Source organism: Pseudoalteromonas sp. 2CM28B (assembly GCF_023161935.1).
Genome location: NZ_JALNTH010000001.1, coordinates 458723 through 478947, shown reverse-complemented (window position 1 = coordinate 478947; position 20225 = coordinate 458723). Strand labels below are relative to the sequence as shown.

Annotated in this window: 16 protein-coding genes; 3 read left to right on the top strand and 13 right to left on the bottom strand. The window is 45.1% G+C overall.

Annotated elements, in window-relative coordinates; all coding sequences use genetic code 11:
* Positions 1-281: 281 nt before the first annotated feature.
* On the top strand, positions 282-869 hold the full coding sequence (locus MTN96_RS02170; RefSeq protein WP_248530617.1) for a plasmid-related protein: 588 nt from the start codon (positions 282-284) through the stop codon (positions 867-869).
* A gap of 26 nt (positions 870-895) precedes the next feature.
* Here MTN96_RS02170 and MTN96_RS02165 read toward each other — a convergent pair whose 3' ends face one another.
* From MTN96_RS02165 to MTN96_RS02105, 13 genes are all read right to left on the bottom strand, one after another.
* Positions 896-1531 carry a DUF4400 domain-containing protein gene (locus MTN96_RS02165; RefSeq protein WP_248530616.1) on the bottom strand — a complete coding sequence of 212 codons (636 nt, stop codon included), beginning with the start codon at positions 1529-1531 and terminating at the stop codon, positions 896-898.
* Entirely contained in the window at positions 1518-2078 is a 561-nt protein-coding gene (locus MTN96_RS02160) for a conjugative transfer protein (RefSeq protein WP_248530615.1), read from the bottom strand. Before MTN96_RS02160 ends, MTN96_RS02165 begins: the two co-directional genes overlap by 14 nt.
* Before the next feature lie 9 nt (positions 2079-2087).
* Positions 2088-3908, bottom strand: a complete 1821-nt coding sequence (gene traD / locus MTN96_RS02155) for a conjugative transfer system coupling protein TraD (RefSeq protein WP_248530614.1) — start codon at positions 3906-3908, stop codon at positions 2088-2090.
* A 48-nt stretch (positions 3909-3956) separates the two neighbouring features.
* Complete coding sequence (gene mobH, locus MTN96_RS02150) at positions 3957-6107, bottom strand: MobH family relaxase (RefSeq protein ID WP_248530613.1); 2151 nt, start codon at positions 6105-6107, stop codon at positions 3957-3959.
* A 121-nt stretch (positions 6108-6228) separates the two neighbouring features.
* Positions 6229-7140, bottom strand: coding sequence for a Kiwa anti-phage protein KwaB-like domain-containing protein (locus tag MTN96_RS02145; protein WP_008305532.1), 912 nt, complete (start codon positions 7138-7140; stop codon positions 6229-6231).
* Positions 7140-7703 (bottom strand): hypothetical protein, encoded by a 564-nt coding sequence (locus MTN96_RS02140; protein WP_032479280.1) that lies wholly within the window; start codon positions 7701-7703, stop codon positions 7140-7142. Before MTN96_RS02140 ends, MTN96_RS02145 begins: the two co-directional genes overlap by 1 nt.
* A 104-nt stretch (positions 7704-7807) precedes the next feature.
* Positions 7808-10921: an HsdR family type I site-specific deoxyribonuclease gene (locus MTN96_RS02135; RefSeq protein ID WP_248530612.1), complete on the bottom strand. Its 3114-nt coding sequence runs from the start codon at positions 10919-10921 to the stop codon at positions 7808-7810.
* 8 nt (positions 10922-10929) lie between these two features.
* A complete protein-coding gene (locus MTN96_RS02130; protein ID WP_032482197.1) occupies positions 10930-12135 on the bottom strand; it encodes an AAA family ATPase in 1206 nt (401 codons plus the stop codon).
* Positions 12135-13373, bottom strand: a complete 1239-nt coding sequence (locus MTN96_RS02125; RefSeq protein WP_248530611.1) for a restriction endonuclease subunit S — start codon at positions 13371-13373, stop codon at positions 12135-12137. The genes MTN96_RS02130 and MTN96_RS02125 overlap by 1 nt, the downstream gene beginning before the upstream one ends.
* Positions 13370-14920: a type I restriction-modification system subunit M gene (locus MTN96_RS02120; protein ID WP_248530610.1), complete on the bottom strand. Its 1551-nt coding sequence runs from the start codon at positions 14918-14920 to the stop codon at positions 13370-13372. The genes MTN96_RS02125 and MTN96_RS02120 overlap by 4 nt, the downstream gene beginning before the upstream one ends.
* Before the next feature lie 69 nt (positions 14921-14989).
* Positions 14990-15913 carry a WYL domain-containing protein gene (locus MTN96_RS02115; protein ID WP_248530609.1) on the bottom strand — a complete coding sequence of 308 codons (924 nt, stop codon included), beginning with the start codon at positions 15911-15913 and terminating at the stop codon, positions 14990-14992.
* Between the two features lie 317 nt (positions 15914-16230).
* Positions 16231-16530, bottom strand: a complete 300-nt coding sequence (locus tag MTN96_RS02110; RefSeq protein WP_222784413.1) for a hypothetical protein — start codon at positions 16528-16530, stop codon at positions 16231-16233.
* Between the two features lie 213 nt (positions 16531-16743).
* Entirely contained in the window at positions 16744-17649 is a 906-nt protein-coding gene (locus MTN96_RS02105) for a 3'-5' exonuclease (protein WP_248530608.1), read from the bottom strand.
* Positions 17650-18304: 655 nt separating this feature from the next.
* Here MTN96_RS02105 and umuD point away from each other — a divergent pair.
* Together umuD and umuC are read left to right on the top strand one after the other, a co-directional pair.
* On the top strand, positions 18305-18754 hold the full coding sequence (gene umuD, locus MTN96_RS02100) for a translesion error-prone DNA polymerase V autoproteolytic subunit (RefSeq protein WP_248530607.1): 450 nt from the start codon (positions 18305-18307) through the stop codon (positions 18752-18754).
* A gap of 7 nt (positions 18755-18761) precedes the next feature.
* On the top strand, positions 18762-20030 hold the full coding sequence (gene umuC / locus MTN96_RS02095) for a translesion error-prone DNA polymerase V subunit UmuC (RefSeq protein WP_282451874.1): 1269 nt from the start codon (positions 18762-18764) through the stop codon (positions 20028-20030).
* The last annotated feature ends 195 nt before the right edge of the window (positions 20031-20225 follow it).

The following is a 20225-nucleotide window of genomic DNA, read 5'->3' as shown; positions in this document are numbered from 1 at the left end:
CCTCGTTGTTTGAATTGAGAAGTGAAGGATGCCTTGGGATTGGCAGGTTCAGTGGTCAGCTAGATGCCGAATTCTTGAATGTTTTGAGGGTTCTACTCAGACAATACTAACAATTGATCTTTTTGATGCGGTTGATATGATGGGGATATTGGTCGTGTCGAGACCAGCTGCCCACTTTAGCAAACCCGGACGGGACGACATGCATATCAAATTTATTTTTTGCTTAGGTTTTTTCTGCGACCTCGGCAGTGGGCACCGTATTCGCTAATAGGAGAAACTCAATGCAAATTACTAAAATCATTTCCTCTGCCACGGTTGAACGTTTAAAGCAAAAAGCACGAAAGCTTAAACGTGAAAAATCTATTCCACACACTCAAGCACTCGATGAAATTGCAGTAACTGCTGGTTTTAATCATTGGAATCAGGTTGTACAAGCTAATGACGTACTGAAACCATCAGAAGTGGCATTATCTTCTGGATGTGTCATGGCTTTTGATGTCAAAGATGGTATGGATGTCGATACCAGTGATGGGGTCTTAATTGAAGACCACTTCTTGGAGATGCTCACTGAAAAGCAGCTATTTGAAATTTATGCCAATTCCCCTGATGAGGACGACGAACAAAACAGACCGCTAAAAGAAACGCTATCGGATTCAGAGCTTCATGAGTATTTTCGAGATGATTGCTCATTCATGTACTTCCGTCTTGCCGAACCTCATGCAAACAAACCGATGAAAGAAGTATTGGCTCTTATACGACAGTACTCATTTTGGATGCCTCAATATATTTGGCTTCAAGGTCACCTTATTGATACTTACCATTTGCCTGCTGAAGACGAGAACGGTAATACCGTAGGCGTAAGGTTTTAGCTCTACAAGATGAGGTCTAACTGGCCTCATATCTTCTTCTGCAAGTGACTTAACGCTAATCCCGCCATCAATGCTAAACCGATGATCATCGACGGTAACACCACTGGAGGAATGGCCAGCGGGGCAAACAATCCCATAAACAGCAAAATGACACCTGAGCCCAGGATAATCATGCTGTAGCGGTGAATAATAGGGCTCGAAAAATCAAAGGTTGTCTTCTTAATCTTCCAGGTCATCAAGCCGTCCCACAGGGCCGGTAACATGAGAATAAGCGCAAAGGGCAACCAGACCATCAGCAAAGCAAATCGAGTGAACACTTGGTACAACACATCAAAAAATGACTGAATACGGTCTTCTACCCAGACGAACCAAAAGCCTCCCATGTTCTCCATCCCTTTAGAACGAAGTCGTTGTTCTTCAGTGGGGATTAGAAAATCACGCACAGATTGCTCCATCTGTGTATCCACAATCCATGACTGATACCAGCGATGGCTAGTTTGACCAATCCAATAGCTTGTTTGAGCGCCCAATTGATTTTGGATCATCTGCTTCTCTTTACTAATGACCCGGCCAGTCCAATCACCGGGCACTAACACGCCAATGGCAATAATCTCCAGCATCAGTGCCAGACACAGTAGCCAAACCGACTTATGCTTGCTCATGCCAAACATCCTCTTCTACTCGGGCCAGCATGGCTGCAACGGTCGGCGTCATAATCCGGGCTTTAATCACTTGTTGAAGCCGCTTTGTCGTCGTGTGACCACTTTCATAACGCACGTCGATGCGTCCTTCAGCCAAATACGCCATCCGATTTGGACGATTACGAATCCAGGAGTAGAAATACACACCATCTACGGCGGCCCACTCGAAATGGTCAGGATCACGCAGGCGAATCCCCGTTAAAGCACTGGCGGCAGTCCAGGTCAGTGCCTCAATGAAATGCCAAAGGCGTACACTGTCATCATCACAACTGACTTCTTCATAACTGCCCAAGCCATTACACAGACACAAATCAAAGATGGAATGGCCATCTAACGTGAACGCATCCGTTAAGTAGTCCGCCAAGCAATACACCGAGGCCAAAGCATGAGGCCAGTCGGTTTCAAGCAGTCTTAAGGTTTCCTTGTACTGGGGGTTATGTTGCTGCCACTGAGCGAGCATTTCTTTACTGGTAAGTGTTGTCATTTTCAGACAGACTGAATGATGCATACAGATTCCTTATGCTACCTGTGTAGAGCTGGTTAAAATAGGAATGCGGCCTTTGATCACGCGGCCACCTGAAAGCTTGGCGATGTACTCTAGGTTGGGGAGCTGGCCCAATAACTGCGGTGGAAACATATCGCCTTCTTCCTCCATCAAGCGTTCGCCATGATTGCCGGTAAACAACGCGGGGCTGTCCGAGTTGGACGACATACCTTGAGTTTGCATGATGTACTGCAACCGAGTCTTAGGCAGATTGTCAGTAATATACTGCTGCGTTTCGGCGTCCATCACCCGAAGGGCTATCAAGTTGTTGATGTTACCTAACACCTGGCGAGCCTTAGCTTCACTGCCTGTTCGAGCTGCAAAGTCAGCAAAGGTCTGAGTAGCAATCACACAACGCATTTTTGCGCCACGGCCTTTGTTGAGCAGTTGAATGAAGGGATCGTTGACGACTTCAGCCGCCTCATCGATGAAGATATTTACGGGACGATTTTCAACACCATAGTTATAGCGGTCACCGGCCACGGCGGTGAGATCGGATAAAAGCAGCGAACCAATGGCGCTGCCAACCATGGCGTCGGTCAATGAATCCAACCCGATATACGCCACTTGGGCATTGTTGATAATACGGCCAGAATCCGTAATTAACCGGCTGTCATCCACATCGTTTGCAATCGGTGATAGCAATGGGCCTAGTTCACTTGATGTGAGCATATTGAGTACCGGCATCAGTGAGGCCACCATCTTGGAATAGTGGGTTCTGTCATGCTCAAACATACTCAATAGCCCCTCTAAATCGGTATTGGCGGCAACGGGCTGAATGCGTTCGTAGTAGAAAAGCAGCATCGCCATGGCTTGTTTAGTCAAGGTGTTGGCCTTTTCGGTAAAGCGCTTGATCTCCACACTAAAGTTCGGATACACCTGCTCCCCCCAGGCCGTGACGGCTTTTACTACCAAGCCTTCTGGGCCACCTTCCAAGAATCGTCTCAGTGTTTTCAGATCAGGACGTTGTGACGTAAGCAACAGACCTTGCACTATGTTATTCAGTGCCATTTGGCCAAAGGCTTTAAATGGATCAGCACCGGTTTCAGATGGGATTAATGCCGCAATTCGGCTGGCAATTTCAGTGCCCCGGTTAAAGTTTCTCAGGGGATTAAGACGTACTGAATGCTCTGGAAAACCCGGATGAAAATACACAAAGCGTTCAGGACTACCGGCGGCAATACAGGCTCGCTGCGCATTATCCTTAAGTTCCTTGTCTCCCTTAGGGTCAATAATAATCACGGCTTCATTACGCAAAATGGCCTGAGTGATCATCGCATCAAAGCATCGGGTTTTTCCGGCACCGGTCGTACCGACAATTAAGGTATGGCCTTCTGTGTGACCAACTGGCTGGTACACATCTTCTTCTTTGGGCTCAACACCATGAATCCAGGTCGAACCCATTTGCTTGCCGTGACCTTGGTTAAGCAAGGTTTGCTTATCCCGCTTTAAGATTTCATAAGCACGTTGAGCATGACGTTGGTCCCACTCAAAGCCATACCCTAACCACAATTCATCAGGATGTTTTGCCATTACCTTTTGCAAATGCGACAGCGCCATAAAAGCCAATGGTTTGCCTTTTAGCCCCTTCTGCAACTTATACAGACGGTAAGCCTCAGGCAGGCGGTACAACGCCATGCCCGAGGAAATCCCTGTCATCCACCAAAATGGCTCAGGAGGTAGCTCAGTCAGCATTTCTGCGGCAATTACCCCAGTTGCACCAACCAGCCAACCTGCTGCTGCCATGGCTTCATAGTTCGTGCGCCAAGGCATCTCGTATGCGTTTTCTTTCATTCATGCTCCGCAAAATAACCGTTTGCAATCCGATTAATTTAAAATGGATTAACGTTTAGCGTGAGCGGTAAACAGAACCGTTTCCCCCTCATCAAACTGGCATTGGTCACTGGCCGAGATCCCCCGAAGCAGCTGTCCGGCTGGAATGCCGTGCGCATTGGCGACTTGGCGTAAGGTTTGAATCGTGACGCGAATACCATCGGCACTATGATCCACGTCTGGGTAATCGCCATCGGTCAGTAAGATGGGCAAATCTTTCACAAAACTAACCATCTGTTGCCGCTGCGCGTGTTTGGGGTCTGTACATGAGTTCGCATTGGCCGCAATCGGCTTTTGCTTACGCTCCGCTCTTGTGGCGGGCTCTTTTGCTTGGGCATTGGTTGTCTCAGTTCGACTCGGACGCTGTGAAGCCTCTTCGTTCTGAATTGCTGTCACTGATTCTGCGTCTTGATTGGAGAGGTCTATCAGTGCAGTTAGCCCTTTAGAAACTGGCACTTTTAGCAGTAACCCTTGCTCCTGAACTCCTTCATTTGTAGTCACAGTTCTGGCTTTACGCGTCGGGTTTGCCGGATCTAGTTCAAGCCAATCCAATCGACTGAGTTCAGCAAGCAGTTTTCGGGGTACACACCAAGGCCTTACGGCATCGGGATAGCGGATCAGAAGTTGTTCACCAACCATAACTAGCGTGCTGCTGGCCCCTGGGAGCCACGCTAAAGATTCAGGCAGATTCAATGCCTCTGCATCGTGCTGGTTTACGTTATTTGAGATAGCGCCCTCATATGAATTGTTAGAATTTTCATATCCATCACCCGGAACGTTTTCATTTTCCTGAAGGTGATTAACATCACTGGCAAGACGAAGTTCATCATCTTGGTCGGACGATTTTATCGATGGCGACTCAGCCGAATTACTGAGTTCAATTGATGATGACGCATCAGGCAAGTCTGAATGCTCACTGGAGCGACTCTGTGGCTCTGCTTGTGTTTGCTGTGTTTCTTCCCACTCCGATTTGTTAAACAGTGTCACACCACTTGGTACATTCGAGCTGAACAATAAATCGGCCTCAGATATATGCAGCATGGGTAGCCAGATTGACTTGCCGTCTTTGATCAGCACTTCAGGGGCAAGGCTTTCATATCGCTCATTTGAAGCGGATTTAGTGGCCAATCCTCGCTCAATGAGGATGTCCGCAAGGGTATCGGGATCTCTTGGGATGCCAGGTATCTTGTCTTTGGCCAATAGCTCAATGATGTCCTTAGCCGCGCTTTTCCAAACCAGGTAAAGATGGGTTGATTGATTCGATTTTCGTATCCAAACTCTGGCATCTCGCTGATTGACTAACCACTGGGAACTGGCAAGTAATCGCCTCATGGCATCAAGTAGATAGCGTTCGACTGGGACACCAAGGGCATTGTCGTCAACGGAAATTCGTTGAGCTTTCAGGTCTCGCTGGACACTGGTTTGGTCAGCTTCAATAACCAATTTAGACAGGACATGCTCGGGATCGGTATTGCCAATTGCCTCCAGCATGGCTTGCAAAATCTCAGGGCCTGGCTGGGTTAACCAGGCGAGCAACTCTGGTGTCATCACCCGGTTTAAAACCAGAATTGAAAATTGCTCGTGCCGCTTGCACCGTCCGTCGCGCCAGCGAATGAAATAGCGTTCAATGCTGCTATTTGTGGTCCACTGGGATAAGGTTTCTAAAAAAGGGTTCCACTGATAGCGTCCATCTTCGTCTGTAATAGACAAGTCTGAAACAGGCTTACCAATATCATGGAACAAACCGCCAAGAGCCGCCGCAACACGCCACCTTGGCTCTAGCTCTTTTTTCTCAACTGGGGTGCCACTGGCAACAAAGATGATCCCCTCAGCAGCTTGTGCCGCCCAGAAAGCAACTTCCAACGAGTGACGTAATAAACCACCAGCACCACTGTGATGATGATGCTCAGAAGCTGGCAACAAATGAACATAAGCAGCCAGATGATCAATGCAGGGCTGAATCAGCCTTTGAAACTCACGCTGGTTAAAGCCAAGTACCTGGCGAAGTTTGGCAATTAGCTCGTCTTGTGTGGACTGCAAATCTTCAGGTGATGCAGCTGGCAACCCCTTTAGGAATGGCGGGTAGCGTGGAATTTCTGCATCCAGTTGCGATGACAGCTCTGGTAGTGCTTTGGTTTGAAAAAATAGGTTTTTGAACATAGTGAACCTCCAACACGATAGTGTGAAGGTTCATAAAATCACCGGCGGTGAATTAGATAAAAGAAATCCAGATCTATTGACACACAGATATTTTGGTTAACAATGCCGCTGACTTTGTAAACTAACTAGTTACTCGGCTTCTGCTCGGCGCTCTATAAACTTCCGACTCTCCATCGTCTTTTAGATCTATTTCGTATCGACGCCTGTCTAGGACTTCCAAAAATCCCATAATCTGCGAGCTGTCTAAGTTAATCTTCCCATCAACTATATTTGTAACAACATTAGTCTTTTCGCAGTAACGTTCTAGTTTATCTTGACTGATGTTTATTGCTTCTGATTGGGATTTAATGGAAGCAATATATCTTGCAGCTCTCGGGTGGTTTTGCGCATACTGAGATATACTATCAAAGTTAACGAAATCAATTTCACTCGCAATACTCGCAATGTTGGCTGGAACTGCATCCATAATTGCCTTCTGAAGTTGAGCTGTAAACTCTAGGCCACTAGGGCGGAGAATGTGTATTAAATCGTTCTGAATAATAAAATCGAAGTCATTATCCAATTTAAAAACAGTTTCCTCTAACGACTTTAAAGTATTATCAACATACTGAACCAGCCTATGCCTTTTCTTTATTAAAGTTTTAAACTGAGTTGAACGACGTACAGCTGTTATTCTCTGTTGGTTGTTATCAGTGAGCTTTACAAAGTACGCGAAACATTGATTGATATTGTCAAAAGCACTGCAATCTTCTGGTACATTTTCGGACTCATGAAGAGTTTTAAGCTCTTGTACCAATGGGTCATTGATTGAAAAGGTAAGATATTCAATAGACGCATATTTTTCTGATGGCTGATACGTAGCCATACTGCTCGCCTTATCCTGCATCTGTGTCTTTGTAAAACTAACCATTTCAACTAATGACTTCTGTACGACTTCATCAACAGGAACAAACACAAAACCTCGATTGGGACTATCCAGACCAAGACCAAACTCAGTTATATTTACATTTTCAAAATCAAAGTTAATAGGCATTATTCATCCTCTAAAAATACCGTTTGGCTAAGCCTGTAAGCTGAAATTTTCTCTCCTTTGACAATATGAGAGCGCTTTGTGATTAATACGACAGGAATTCTGCCACTAATAGAGTTATTTTCTGTATCAGGTTTCAACGTATATACCCTGAACCCCTTCATGGCCCAAAAAATGTTCATATAATGCATATTCAGATGCCAAAACAGAAATACAATGAACGTTATTGCCGCCACATGACCCGCTAAGTCTCTAATACTATCGATATTGACACTATAGAAAGGAAGTAACATAGCAAAAAGGTAAACAAGTAGATGATCTCTGTGATCCTCACAATCGCCAGCGGTCAATTCTCGCCGATCTTTTCTTTTTTTTACTAATCTTACGCGGAACCACAAGAATAAATTTGGCACCGTAATAAAAAAAAGGCAGAAAGAAAGAAAATATACTTCCGAAATACCTTTTATTCCCCACCCCTTAATTGCCCAAAGAATGAATAGTGGGGACATACTGCTCAAGACCATTAGTAGTCTAGCTAGCGACAAACCTTCATTATTTCCTGTCATAAAACCACCCTTAAACCTGAATAAACGCTACTCACCAAAAGAATAGATTCTGTAAAATCTATATCATCGAGCAAGCGAGCGGCGCTTAAATAGATCGTCATTTTTTATATCTGCCCACCCACACCTTTGAATTTTTCAACAAAAGCGGCAATTTTCTGAAAAACCGTTTGCTTCTGGGTTCGGTACTGTGGGTTCAATGGGCTAAGTTTGGGCAACGCCTCATTAAGTGCAGTGCCATTTTCAGAGGCGTACTCACGTTTGAGTGATGATGCAATATAACGTTTGGCAGCATCGATATTGAGCTTTTCAGAGGCAATGATGGCATTGGCTTCGCGCTTCTGCTCCGCCTGGGCGAACTTGAAGAAGGCGTCGATAATGCTGGCTTTGTCATTGATCTCATCTAGGTTTGTCTGGTTAATAAAATCAACCACCAAGCTCTCTTTCGCTCTATTGCCAAGGCTACCGCGGATCATACGACGAACTTCTTCAATCAAGCCTTCTTTGCTCTTGTTCTTCTTATTGTGATCAAAAATCAGTTCAAGAATGTAATCGAGGTTTATTTCTTGCGATTTGAGCAAATCAATTTCAAAGACCACATCGTCCCAGTCTACCGTTGACTTATCTTTGTCCTGACCTTCTTTATCGCGTCGCAACCAGTCGCGGGTATCGTTGTAGGTAGAGCGATAATCTTGAATAGCGCGCTCGCTTGGCATATCGATGGTTTGCATTGCCTCGATGTCAGCATCGTCCAGATAGTACTTTGACTTGAACTCTTCAACAGCTTGTTCATCACTGGTATCTAGGCTTTGCAGTGCTTTTAATCCAGCAAACTCATCGTAGTTTTGTAAAATATTTTCTGCTTTGAGGTATTCACCAAATAGCTTGGCAAACTCTTTTTTATCTTGTTCTTTTTCAATATTTTCTGGATTTGGAAAGCGTTCTTGCAGCTCTTTGACGATATCAACAAAACCTCGACGCGCTTGGCCAGTAGCAATATCGTTAAAGCCGTCCATGTATTCTTTGTAGCTCTTCTCCAACACCACGTTTTTGGTGTTTTTGTCACCAAACAAGGTGATTGCATCAATGGTTGCCTGTTCCAAGTCCCGGAAGGTAACAATATTGCCAAAGGTCTTCGTCGCATCATAAATGCGGTTAGTGCGAGAAAATGCCTGCATCAAGCCGTGATAGCGCAAATTCTTATCAACAAACAAGGTGTTAAGCGTAGGCGCATCAAAGCCCGTTAAAAACATCCCCACCACTATGAGCAGATCTATTTCTTGATTCTTCACGCGCTGGGCAAGGTCACGGTAGTAGTTCTGAAAGCCATTACTGTCCACGCCATAGTTAGATTTAAACATGGCGTTGTAATCCGTGATCGCGGCGCTCAAAAACTCTTTCGCGCTGCTGTTCATCGCGCTAACTTCAAAGCTCTCATCTAAAATATCACCGATAGCGTCCTGCTCTTCATTGGCTGCAAATGAGAAGATAGTCGCAATTCGCAGAGATTTACTTGTAGGTCCATTTTCGGCCTCGGCCTGCAATGTTTTAAAGGTTTCATAGTACGCTTTCGCTGCATCAACACTACTGACCGCAAACATGGCGTTAAACCCTTTGGCACCAGAATAGGCTCGATGCGTTTTCTGGTTAAAATGGCTCAGAATATACTGCGAGATTTCACGAATGCGCATTGGATGCAAGAACGCTTTCTTATTCTCCGCGGCACTAAGCTTCTTTTCATCCTGCTCAGTCTCAATGCTCTTAAATTGCGGACGAACATCGTTATAGTCCACTTTGAACTTGAGTACTTTTTCATCACGAATGGCATCGGTGATCACATACGTGTGCAACTGCTGGCCAAACACGCTGCCCGTGGTTTCAGCACCCAAGGCGTTTTCAGGGAAAATTGGCGTACCGGTAAAGCCAAACTGGTAGTACTTTTTGAATTTCTTCTTCAGGTTTTTCTGCGCTTCACCGAACTGGCTTCGATGACACTCATCAAAAATAAAGACAACTTGCTTGTTGTAGATAGCTAAATCGCTTTCGCTTTTGATTAAGTTGTTGAGCTTTTGGATTGTGGTAACAACAATCTTGTTATCGTCTTTGTCCAGGTTACTCTTAAGCCCTGCGGTACTGTCTGAACCGTTCACACTATCAGGCGAGAACCGCTGATACTCTTTCATGGTCTGATAGTCGAGGTCTTTTCTGTCCACCACAAAGAAGACTTTATCGATACAATCTAAATCGGTGGCCAAACGTGCCGCTTTAAAGCTGGTGAGTGTTTTGCCAGAGCCCGTGGTGTGCCAAATGTAACCCCCACTTTCAGGCTTAGCCCAGTCTTTAGCGTTAAACGCGCTCTTTATCTTCCATAAAATGCGCTCAGTGGCCGCAATTTGGTAAGGGCGCATCACGAGCAAGGTATTGCTGACGTCAAACACAGAGTAACGCAAGATCACTTCAAGCAGCGTCTCTTTCTGGAAAAAGGTGGCGGTAAAGTCTTTTAAATCCTTGATCAGCGTATTGTCTGACTTCGCCCAGTTCATCGTAAAGTCGAAGCTGTTTTTGTCGCGCTTGGTGGTATTGGCAAAATAGCGCGTGTCGGTGCCATTAGAGATCACAAACAACTGCAAGAACTTGTACAACGAGTTCTCTGCATTAAAGCTCTCTTTGCTGTACCTATGAATTTGATTAAACGCCTCACGGATAGCCACACCACGCTTTTTCAGTTCAATTTGCACCAAAGGCAAACCATTGACCAAAATCGTCACATCGTAACGGTTGGCATGGCTTCCCGTTTGCTCAAACTGCTTAATGACCTGCACTTTGTTGCGAGCAATGGTTTTCTTGTCGAACAGGTAGATGTTTTCTATATGGCCATCATCAAAGACAAAATCGAAGATATAGTCACTGTGCACCTTACGGGTTTTATCAAGAATATTGTCGCTTGGGGTGTTTAAGTATTGCTCGCAAAAGCGACCCCACTCGGCATCAGTAAACTCGACCTTATTGAGGGCTTGCAACTGTTTACGCACATTCACCATCATGGCATCGGGTGTCGTTAACGCAGGTAAATACTCATAGCCCTGGTTGCTTAGGTCCTGAATCAGTTCACGCTCTAAATCACCTTCGCTTTGATAGCCCTCAGCAATTTGGTCTTGGCGCGTGTATTTATCTAAAACAATGTAATTTTTAGACTCTGCGATTGCTTTGTATTCTGCCATATCTATTCCTAAGCCTGTGTCCCTTGTGGAGCGCGTATCCCTTTATAAATATTGTCTATCTCTTTCACTAGAAACTTAAAGACGCGCTTATGATCTTCTTCGACTTCGGCCACTTCATGGCCTGCGTGTTTTGCATGGTTATATAAATTAATCACCCGTGCATAGGGGTTTACTTGCCCGGTAGCCCTATTACCTTTGACACCGGGCAACAACTCACCCCACTCTTCGTACCCCAAAAACGTTGAGGTTTTTTCGAGAACATTTCGCAAAAAATTAAAGTGGTATTTGTGGATATCGCCTGAGTCTGCCGCTTTCATTAACTCATTCTTTAAATGCAGGTGATACGAGAAGGGCGAATCATTTTCTTGCTCAATCAGGTCATGCTTGCCATCATCGAGCTTGCGCAAAACGAACTTGGGTGCTCGATTAAACTCGTTATGCAAAACATTGTAAAAAAGCGGATTATGAGTGGTGATGATGAACTTAAGACCAGAAATAGCGAAGTCACTCGACTTAATTAAACGAGCTAAATCAACAGCCAACTCTATTAGATGGTTGTCATCTAACGAGCTCACTGGGTCATCAATAAACACATATTGTAATTGGTTAAATTGGTCAGTTTCGCGGCCAGCATCTTCAGGTACATTTAAGATGCTAATCACTTGTTCGAGCAATGAATAAAAAATACTCCAAATAAAGTTACTTTCTTCACCCTTTGATATTTTAATTTTTCTATCTGGTTCGTCATCGCCACCTTGATGTGAAAACGTCACCTCAGAAAAGGCTTTCACGGTAACATCTTTTCCGTCTTTGTCTTTAGCCGTGTATTGCGGATTAAAGCGTGGCGTTAGTTTATCGTTAGCATAGCGCTGGAACGTGCTGATCACGTTCATGTCTTGCCCTTGCTCTTGCAAAATCCAATCGGTAAACGTATTAGGTTGGATTTTTAACTTCGGCTCTGCATCAGCATCTAAGTCGTTATCCCAGTAAAACAAGTCTTCCGTAAACGCGTTGTAATACAAAATCTTATGGCGCGAAAGTGGCGCTTGCTCTGCACCATCAAGATCATCCTGTCCATCTTCCTTTGGCGCGATGATCTCTTTAAATTCACGGGACAAACGCGTCTTACCTGTGCCATTAAAGGCATAGATCAACTGCACCTTGTTTTGACGTGCTTTAAGCTGTTCTGCTATTTCCGTTAGCGTGTTACTCATTAAGCTGCCTCATCTGATTTAGGAAAGCTTAACAACAGATCACGATAATACTCGTATTGCTTTTGGCGTAGCTCAATTTCGCGTGGGAGACCTTCCGAAAGCGATTTTGTGAGTTTATCAAATTTATCTAAGATACTAACTATATGCTCCTGCTTATGGAGTGGAAGAATTGGTACCTTAACTTCAAGGATCTGCCCTTTACGTAAATTTGTTTGATCAACGCCATTATTGTGTTTAAGCAACTGTGGTGTTCTATCTAAAAAATAATGTAAAAACTTAGGCAAAATTTCAGACTTATCTTTAACGGTAATTCCACCTATACGCTGATTTAACGTGTACCTTTCGTCCTCATCTACAATAAATGTTTTTGAGAGAGCTTTACCATTGGGTAGATCACTCATTACGAGTAGAATATCGTCTTTAAAAAGAGGGCATATTTGGCTATCTGAGTACTTAGCAATTAACCCATCTGTGGAGATAAATTTTGAATTTACAACAATAAACTTACCATCTTCTGATATAACTTTCTCATGTCCTTTTCCATTCGCAAAGTGCGCGACCTCCTCCAGCGTCTTCCACTCAACCTCACCCTCTTCAAAACTCAACAACTGGCCGCGGTAGTAGTTGTATTGTTTTTTCCGCATGTTAAGCTCGGCGGTCAGCTCGGCGGTCATGGCGGTAAATGCGTCCAGAATACGCACTATTTCAGCTTGTATTGCCAGCGATTTTTCTGGGTTATCTGGGCATGGGATGGGAACCTTGTAACTTGATATCATTTTCAAATTGAGACCACCACGACCACTATTACCAGAAGAAATCTGGCGTAGATTCTCATATTGAGAATCTAAAAAGTGATATAAATAGTCGCAACTAATTTTTTCCTCATCAAAAGTAATCGCAGCTAGTGATTGATTGGTAGTCAACTCAATTCTAGTTCTTGCAACCTTTCCACGAGTCTTTCCTTGGCCTGCCAATGCCATAACGATTGAGTTTTTCGGTACTATCTTTGCGCTAGAATTTTTAAAGCCAGCCTCGCTAATGTATTGCTCGGTCTTTTCAATGACTTTTAAATTAACCTCGCCTGAGCTCATCCAAGGGATCGTTCCGCCCTCCCAATACTCTGTATTTTTAGTGCTAGGAGTTCCGCCGGAATATATTTTTTTTGCTACTTTACCAAGAGGTATCCACTCTCCACCCATTCCGTCTAACAGTTTTTCCATAAAATTCAGATGGCTCATGCTTCAATCTCCGCCACAATGGAGTCAATATCGCTGCGAAGCGCATCAATTTTAGCAACGGTGGTTTTTAGTTCCGCATTGAGTTCGGTAATGTCTATCACTTCACGCGTGTCTTTGGCGTCTACATAACTACTTACTGAAAGGTTGTATTCAGCTTTAACAATATCATCGAAGTCGACGGTTTTAGAAAAGTGCTCTACATTCTCTTTGCTGATAAACACTTTCATGATGTCCTCAATGTGCTTATCAGTCAGTACGTTATTATTGGTTTCTTTTTTGAAATAAGCTTCGCCGCTTGCATCGATAAACTGGGTGGTGGTATCTAGCTTGTGCTTAGACAGCACTAAGATATTCACCGCAATGGTGGTGCCAAAAAACAGGTTTGGTGCCAGTGAAATCACGGTTTCAACATAGTTGTTGTCAATTAAGTACTGGCGAATTTTCTTCTCCGCACCGCCGCGGTAAAAAATACCGGGGAAGCACACAATGGCTGCACGCCCTTTGCTTGATAGGTAACTTAGTGCATGAAGCACAAAGGCAAAGTCGGCTTTTGATTTAGGCGCAAGCACACCTGCGGGCGCAAAACGGTCATCGTTAATTAAGGTTGGGTCGTCGCTACCAATCCATTTCACCGAATAAGGGGGGTTAGAGACAATGGCATCAAACGGCTTGTCATCCAAAAAATGTGGCTCAGTTAAGGTATCACCCAACTGAATATTAAACTTGTCGTAGTTAATGTTGTGCAAAAACATATTCATACGCGCCAAGTTGTAGGTGGTGTGGTTGAGCTCTTGGCCAAAAAAACCATCTTCAATGATATGCGCATCGAAGTGCTTTTTAGCTTGTAACAGCAACGAGCCCGAACCCGCCGCAGGGTCATAAATTTTATTGACACTGGTCTGGCCGTGCATGGCGAGCTGCGCGATCAATTTTGAAACGTGCTGAGGGGTAAAAAATTCGCCACCGGATTTACCCGCATTGGCGGCATAGTTAGAAATCAGGAACTCATAGGCGTCACCGAATAAATCAATTTGGTTTTCTTCAAAATTACCGAAGGTTAAACCTGCCACACCTTTTAACACAGCGGCTAGGCGTTTGTTTTTTGCCTCTACCGTATTACCCAGACGATTACTGGTCGTATCAAAATCCGCAAACAAGCCTTTGATGTCTTTTTCTGAATCATAGCCATTGGCTGAGTTTTCGATTGCCGCAAAAATAGCGGCCAAATCCGTATTTAAATTGTCGTTTTTGTGCGCATTGGCCGCCACATTGCTGAACAACTGGCTAGGGTAAAGAAAATAGCCTTTGGTTTTAATGGCATCTTCTTTGGCAAAACCGATGTTTTCGTCATCGTCAGACATGGCAGCATAATTAACGCTCTCATCTCCGCCTGTGATGTAGTTGACAAAGTTTTCACTGATAAAACGGTAGAACAGCGTACCCAGTACATATTGTTTAAAATCCCAACCATCCACTGAGCCTCTTACATCGTTGGCAATCGCCCATATTTGGCGTTGAAGTTCGGCACGTTGTTGTAAACTTGTCATTTGTTAATTCCTGCTTTTAATTCGTCATAATTCGTTTATGGGTTATGCAATATTCACTGTCGTCGAACATCATTCGTTAAACCCTGGAGCTAAATTCAAATTTCCGACCCCGTAGAGTGTCGGAGTATTCTTTAACCAAAGTTGGTATTCAGTGCCTTGAAGGCTGTGTGCTTTGGAACAATCCACATGCCATTGGCGAAGCAAATACCCAACGGTTGCCGCCCTGATCTCAACCTTCATCACGCCACCTTTCATGCCATAATCCAGTTCAATCGCTTCCCTGTGCTCTATGCGTGGGTGCGGCACTAACTCCAATTCAACAAAGCGGTTCCATTGCCGGTCTTGGGTTTCGAACTCCGTTTCAGACAACGTGGAGTCTTCAAGCACAACCGCAGCTTTAATTCGGGTCAGCACAAAGTCTCTGAATTCACCATGCTTGCGGTCAAAACCACGAACGTGCCAACGCAAGCCATTGTCTACAAGCGTATGCGGCACAATTTCACGCGTGGTTTCACCGCTCGATAACGACACATAGGTGATACTCAAGGCTTTGCCTTTGTGTATGGCCTCGGTGACTTTTGCCACTATAGATAAACTGGGCTTGTTAAGGTGATAAGGCGCTTCACAAGCCAGCGGTGGTTTTACCTTTCCAGTGAAGCCATCGCCGTACCCTTGGCTAATCGTCGCCAGCGTTCTCACAACGTCGTAGTCGAACAAGGGCTCAAATGCTTCACCGCGCTTGTGCAACTTGAGCTTTTGGTCATACTCAATGTTGCCTGGTGCAAGCTCTCGGTACATTGTGAAGTCTTTCGTTGCTTGTGCGGCGGCTATACTGAAGCGATCGACTAAATCCGCCCGCACCGCTTCTCCCTTAAACAATAAAGTGAAATCGATGTGGGCAATGCGATCCCTGGTTGCTTGTGGCAACTGCGCTATCTGCGAAAGCCTATCTGGCTTCGCCACTACTGTTTGTTTCAGACCATCATTTGTCATGCGTCTTGTTTATCCAATTCAACCAGTTTCTTAAAACTCTGTTTATAAAGTACGGACCGACATCGCGTCATCACATTGAAAAGCGTCACTCAATGCTGCTCTTTATCCGCAATGACTAATCAATCTCTATTGGTTGAAGCTGGACAGATGGCCATAAAACACTGAATAGGCTTCAACCTAATTAATTTTATTAGGTGTCATCCTATCACAAATTATTTTGTAGGGAAGACTAAGCGGCAACTTTTTGATCTGGATTGCAATTGCCGCTCAGGTATGGGCGCAAAGACATTGTTTTGTGCCATTGCTGATAGCCGCTATCAATGCGCTACCCGAACCAATGGCACCACGATGTTACCGTGATGCGATGCCCCTTTGTCCGACTCTATAGACATCAGAACGCGTTGCTCACTCTCCCGAACACGCCTAGCAACTTCTGCCTGGGCGGGTAGCAATGGCAGAATCCCTTCAGCAATCGCTTCTGGTGCAGACTCTTGGCCACAGGACATCAAGTGCTTCCATGGATCTTTAAGAAAGCGCTCGAACGTGATGCCAAATTCAATGATGCGGGCAGAGACGAAGATTTCGCCCCAGTATTCAATGTAGGTGTCTTGGTACATGGAAAGATTCCTCTTGTTGGTTATATACCCTTCCTACTTGCAGCCGCAGCGGTGTTACCTGCATTCGCTCACCCCAATCACATAGAAGACCTATGCTCATGGGGATTCGCTCACTTGCCGCCTAGCTGCAACACCAAGTAGTTTGGGTATAACGTAAGTTCACTTTCCATTTTCCAGAGGTTTTCAAATATGCAAGGCTTACCTTATAGAGAGCTACAAAGCTTTAAATCGATTGCGGGCATCTTTGTAGTCATAGTGGGCATGTTCTGAGCCACGATGATACAAATCATCCAGGTAAGTTTGTTCCTGCGGCAACTCGTCTTCGCTGATTTCGCGCCACCAATGTTTGTTGGCACCTTTAACGCCGTCATGCCAGCGGTAACCACGCTCTTTTAAATAGTCCTTTACGTCAAACGGCGCACCAAACGCACGAACTAACACAGTTCGCCTGTCTGCTTCAGACAACAAGTTTGCAACGGACTCGGGCAACAAATGAAACAACCAGGCCATCGCCAAACAATCGGTTGCAGCTCGGTGTCCTTCATAAAACCAACCTAAGCGAAGCAGCAGGTACTCAAGCTTTCGACTTTCAAAACCCAGCTCCTTCCAATCTATGCCACTGGCTGAACAGGCCCAAGATAGATGTCCTAATGCAGCAAACCGCTTTTCAAAGAAAGGGCGATCAAACTGTGCATTGTGTGCAACCACCAGCGGATCATCGGATAACCAACTCGCTACCAGTGAATCATCAATGTGCTGGCCTTGCACCATCTCATCAGTGATACCGGTTAACTCGGTAATCAGCTCGGGGATTGGCTTGCCGGGATCTTCATACAAGCTGATCACATCAACAATCGACACAATCTGCTTAGCAGAAGGACTGTAAAGCACCTTAACCATACCAAGCTCAATAATGGACTCATCATCGGCAGACAGTCCGGTTGTCTCTGTATCGAGCAGCACCATTGGCTGTTCATCACCGACCATAGGAGAAAGTTCAAGTGGCCAGGACTGCGGCTCACGCGTTAATGGAATACGCTCCAGCAATCTAAAATCTTCTGGTCTTTCTGGGATATCCGCGAGGCGCTCTAGCGGAAATGGCGCAGGAGCTCTTGTCATTGATGGTTCCTCTTCAATTCTATTGTTCTCTTTGGGTTATTTCACTGTGCCCTGTTCGTTTATAAACGCGTTTGTACAAAATGCACCTTGGATACCTCAGCGTTTTTTTAATCTTTCTACTGGGTGAACCCATATATGAAGGCTTTGGCTAAGCCTTTCAGAAAGCCTTAGCTAAACCGTTTAGGTAACCCTTACCGATACCCTTTACGTATGGCTTTGCCAACCCCTTTTCAAACGGTCGCAATAGGCTTGAACTGAGTTCGACTGAGCATTTTAATGATGCTCCTGACTTCGCTTCAAGCCAGTAAATTCAATACGAAGCAGAATTTTACTAACTGTTTTTAAACCCTTTGCGAAGGGTTCAACAAGCCTTGTCTGACGGTTACTTGACCCATGCGTTAACCAGTAGCAGTAACAGGATCAGTAACAGAAACAAGAGCAGTAGGCAGAAGCAGTATTGTCCAAGCCTTGCTGGCTTTGACGAGGGCGAGCAATCCCCACATCAAGCTTTTCAACACAAAAAAAGAAATCACCCACGACACAACGTCTTACTCGAACAACTACAGTTTTACCTACAATTTTACTTGTAGAAATCAGCATAGCATTAGATACTGTATAAACAAACAGTATAAATTATAATTTTTCGAGGTTCGTCATGAGTGTCTCGCTGATAGGCCGTAGCGGCGCACTTGCCTTCATCAAAGCCAAGCGCCTTCGTATTCCATTGTTCATGGAACGTGTTTCTGCTGGTTTTCCCTCACCAGCGCAGGATTATGTTGAGCAAACGCTCGACCTTAACGAGCTTTGCATCAAGCGACCGGCTGCAACGTTCTTTGTGCGTGTTGAAGGTGATTCAATGATTGATGCCGGGATTTACCCAGATGATATTTTGGTGGTTGATCGCTCTGTCCAAGCCGAACACGGTGACATTGTCATCGCTGGCATCCATGGTGAACTCACGGTAAAGGAGCTTCAACTAAGGCCGTGCGTCATGCTGATCCCAAGAAACCAAGCGTATGAGCCCATCCATATTCCTGAAGGGACAGAGTTAGAGATATTTGGCGTGGTTACCAATGTGGTACGAAACATGCGCCGTAAGTCGTGACTGTCCCATGCCTGTGTTTGCTTTGGTGGACTGCAACAACTTTTACGCCAGTTGTGAGAAGCTGTTTCGTCCTGATTTAAAAGATACGCCGGTTGTGGTGCTGTCCAACAACGACGGCTGCGTGGTTGCACGCTCGCGTGAAGCTAAGTTACTCGGTATAAAAATGGGCGTACCCGTCTTTCAGATCAAAGCTGAAATGCAGCGCCATGGCATTTTGGCATTCTCCTCTAACTATGCGCTGTATGCAGATTTAAGCAGTCGAGTGATGCGCACTTTGGAGGAGATGGCACCACGAGTAGAGGTTTACTCCATTGACGAAGCGTTTTTGGACTTAACCGGTATTGAGTCTGCCATATCTCTTGGCGAGTTCGGACAACAAGTGCGAGAGCGCATAGGCCACTGGATTGGGATCACCGTCTGTGTAGGCATTGCACCGACAAAAACACTCGCCAAGCTGGCAAACCATGCCGCCAAGAAATATCCCGCCACTCAAGGGGTTGTAGACCTGACCAATCCAGATCGGCAACGTCGATTGCTCGCATTAGTCCCGGTTGATGATGTTTGGGGCGTTGGTAGACGGCTTTCTAAGCGTTTAAATGCGTTGGGTATCACCACAGCCTTAGACCTAGCCAATGCCTCTCCTAGAGCCATCAGAGACCAGTTTTCAGTGGTTTTAGAGAGAACCGTCAGAGAGCTCAATGGTGAGTCGTGTATTGAACTTGAAGAGATCCCGCCAACTAAGAAACAAATCGTCTGTAGCCGTTCATTTGGCGTAAAAGTGACGCATTTTGAATTGTTACGTGAAGCTGTATGCGAATACGCAACCCGCGCCACTGAGAAGCTTCGCAAAGAACAGCAGCAAGCCAAAGTGCTGACCGTGTTCATACGTACCAGCCCCTTTAAGGACAACGAGCCGCAGTACAGTAACTCCGCATCGGGCGAGTTGTTGATACCCAGTTGTGATACGCGGGATTTTATTGAGCTGGCCAATCACTTACTCAAGCGGATTTGGAAAGATGGTTTTCGTTATGCCAAAGCGGGCGTCATGCTGTCTGACTTTTACGATCCCGGCATGTTTCAACCAGGACTATTCGATGACGTATCGACCCGCTCTAATAGCCAGCAGCTGATGTCTGTATTGGACACTATTAATCAAAGCGGTGCCGGAAAGGTTTTCTTTGCTGGACAAGGTACGAAGAAAGATTGGTCAATGAAGCGAGAGCATTTGTCTCCCGCCTACACAACACGCTGGGACCAGTTACCGCGAGTGAAGTAATGAAATAAATGTAAATTAACCACACAGCTAGACATAGAAAGGAGCTTTACTAAAAGTTTGTAGGCACAAAGAACAAAAAATGCTGTCACTGTCATAAAATCCAACACCATAGGCATCACCTCCACTAACGTTTTAACGACTTCAACTTTCAACCCGCATCGGTCCGTAGACTGGTATCCGTCCGTTATCGTAGGT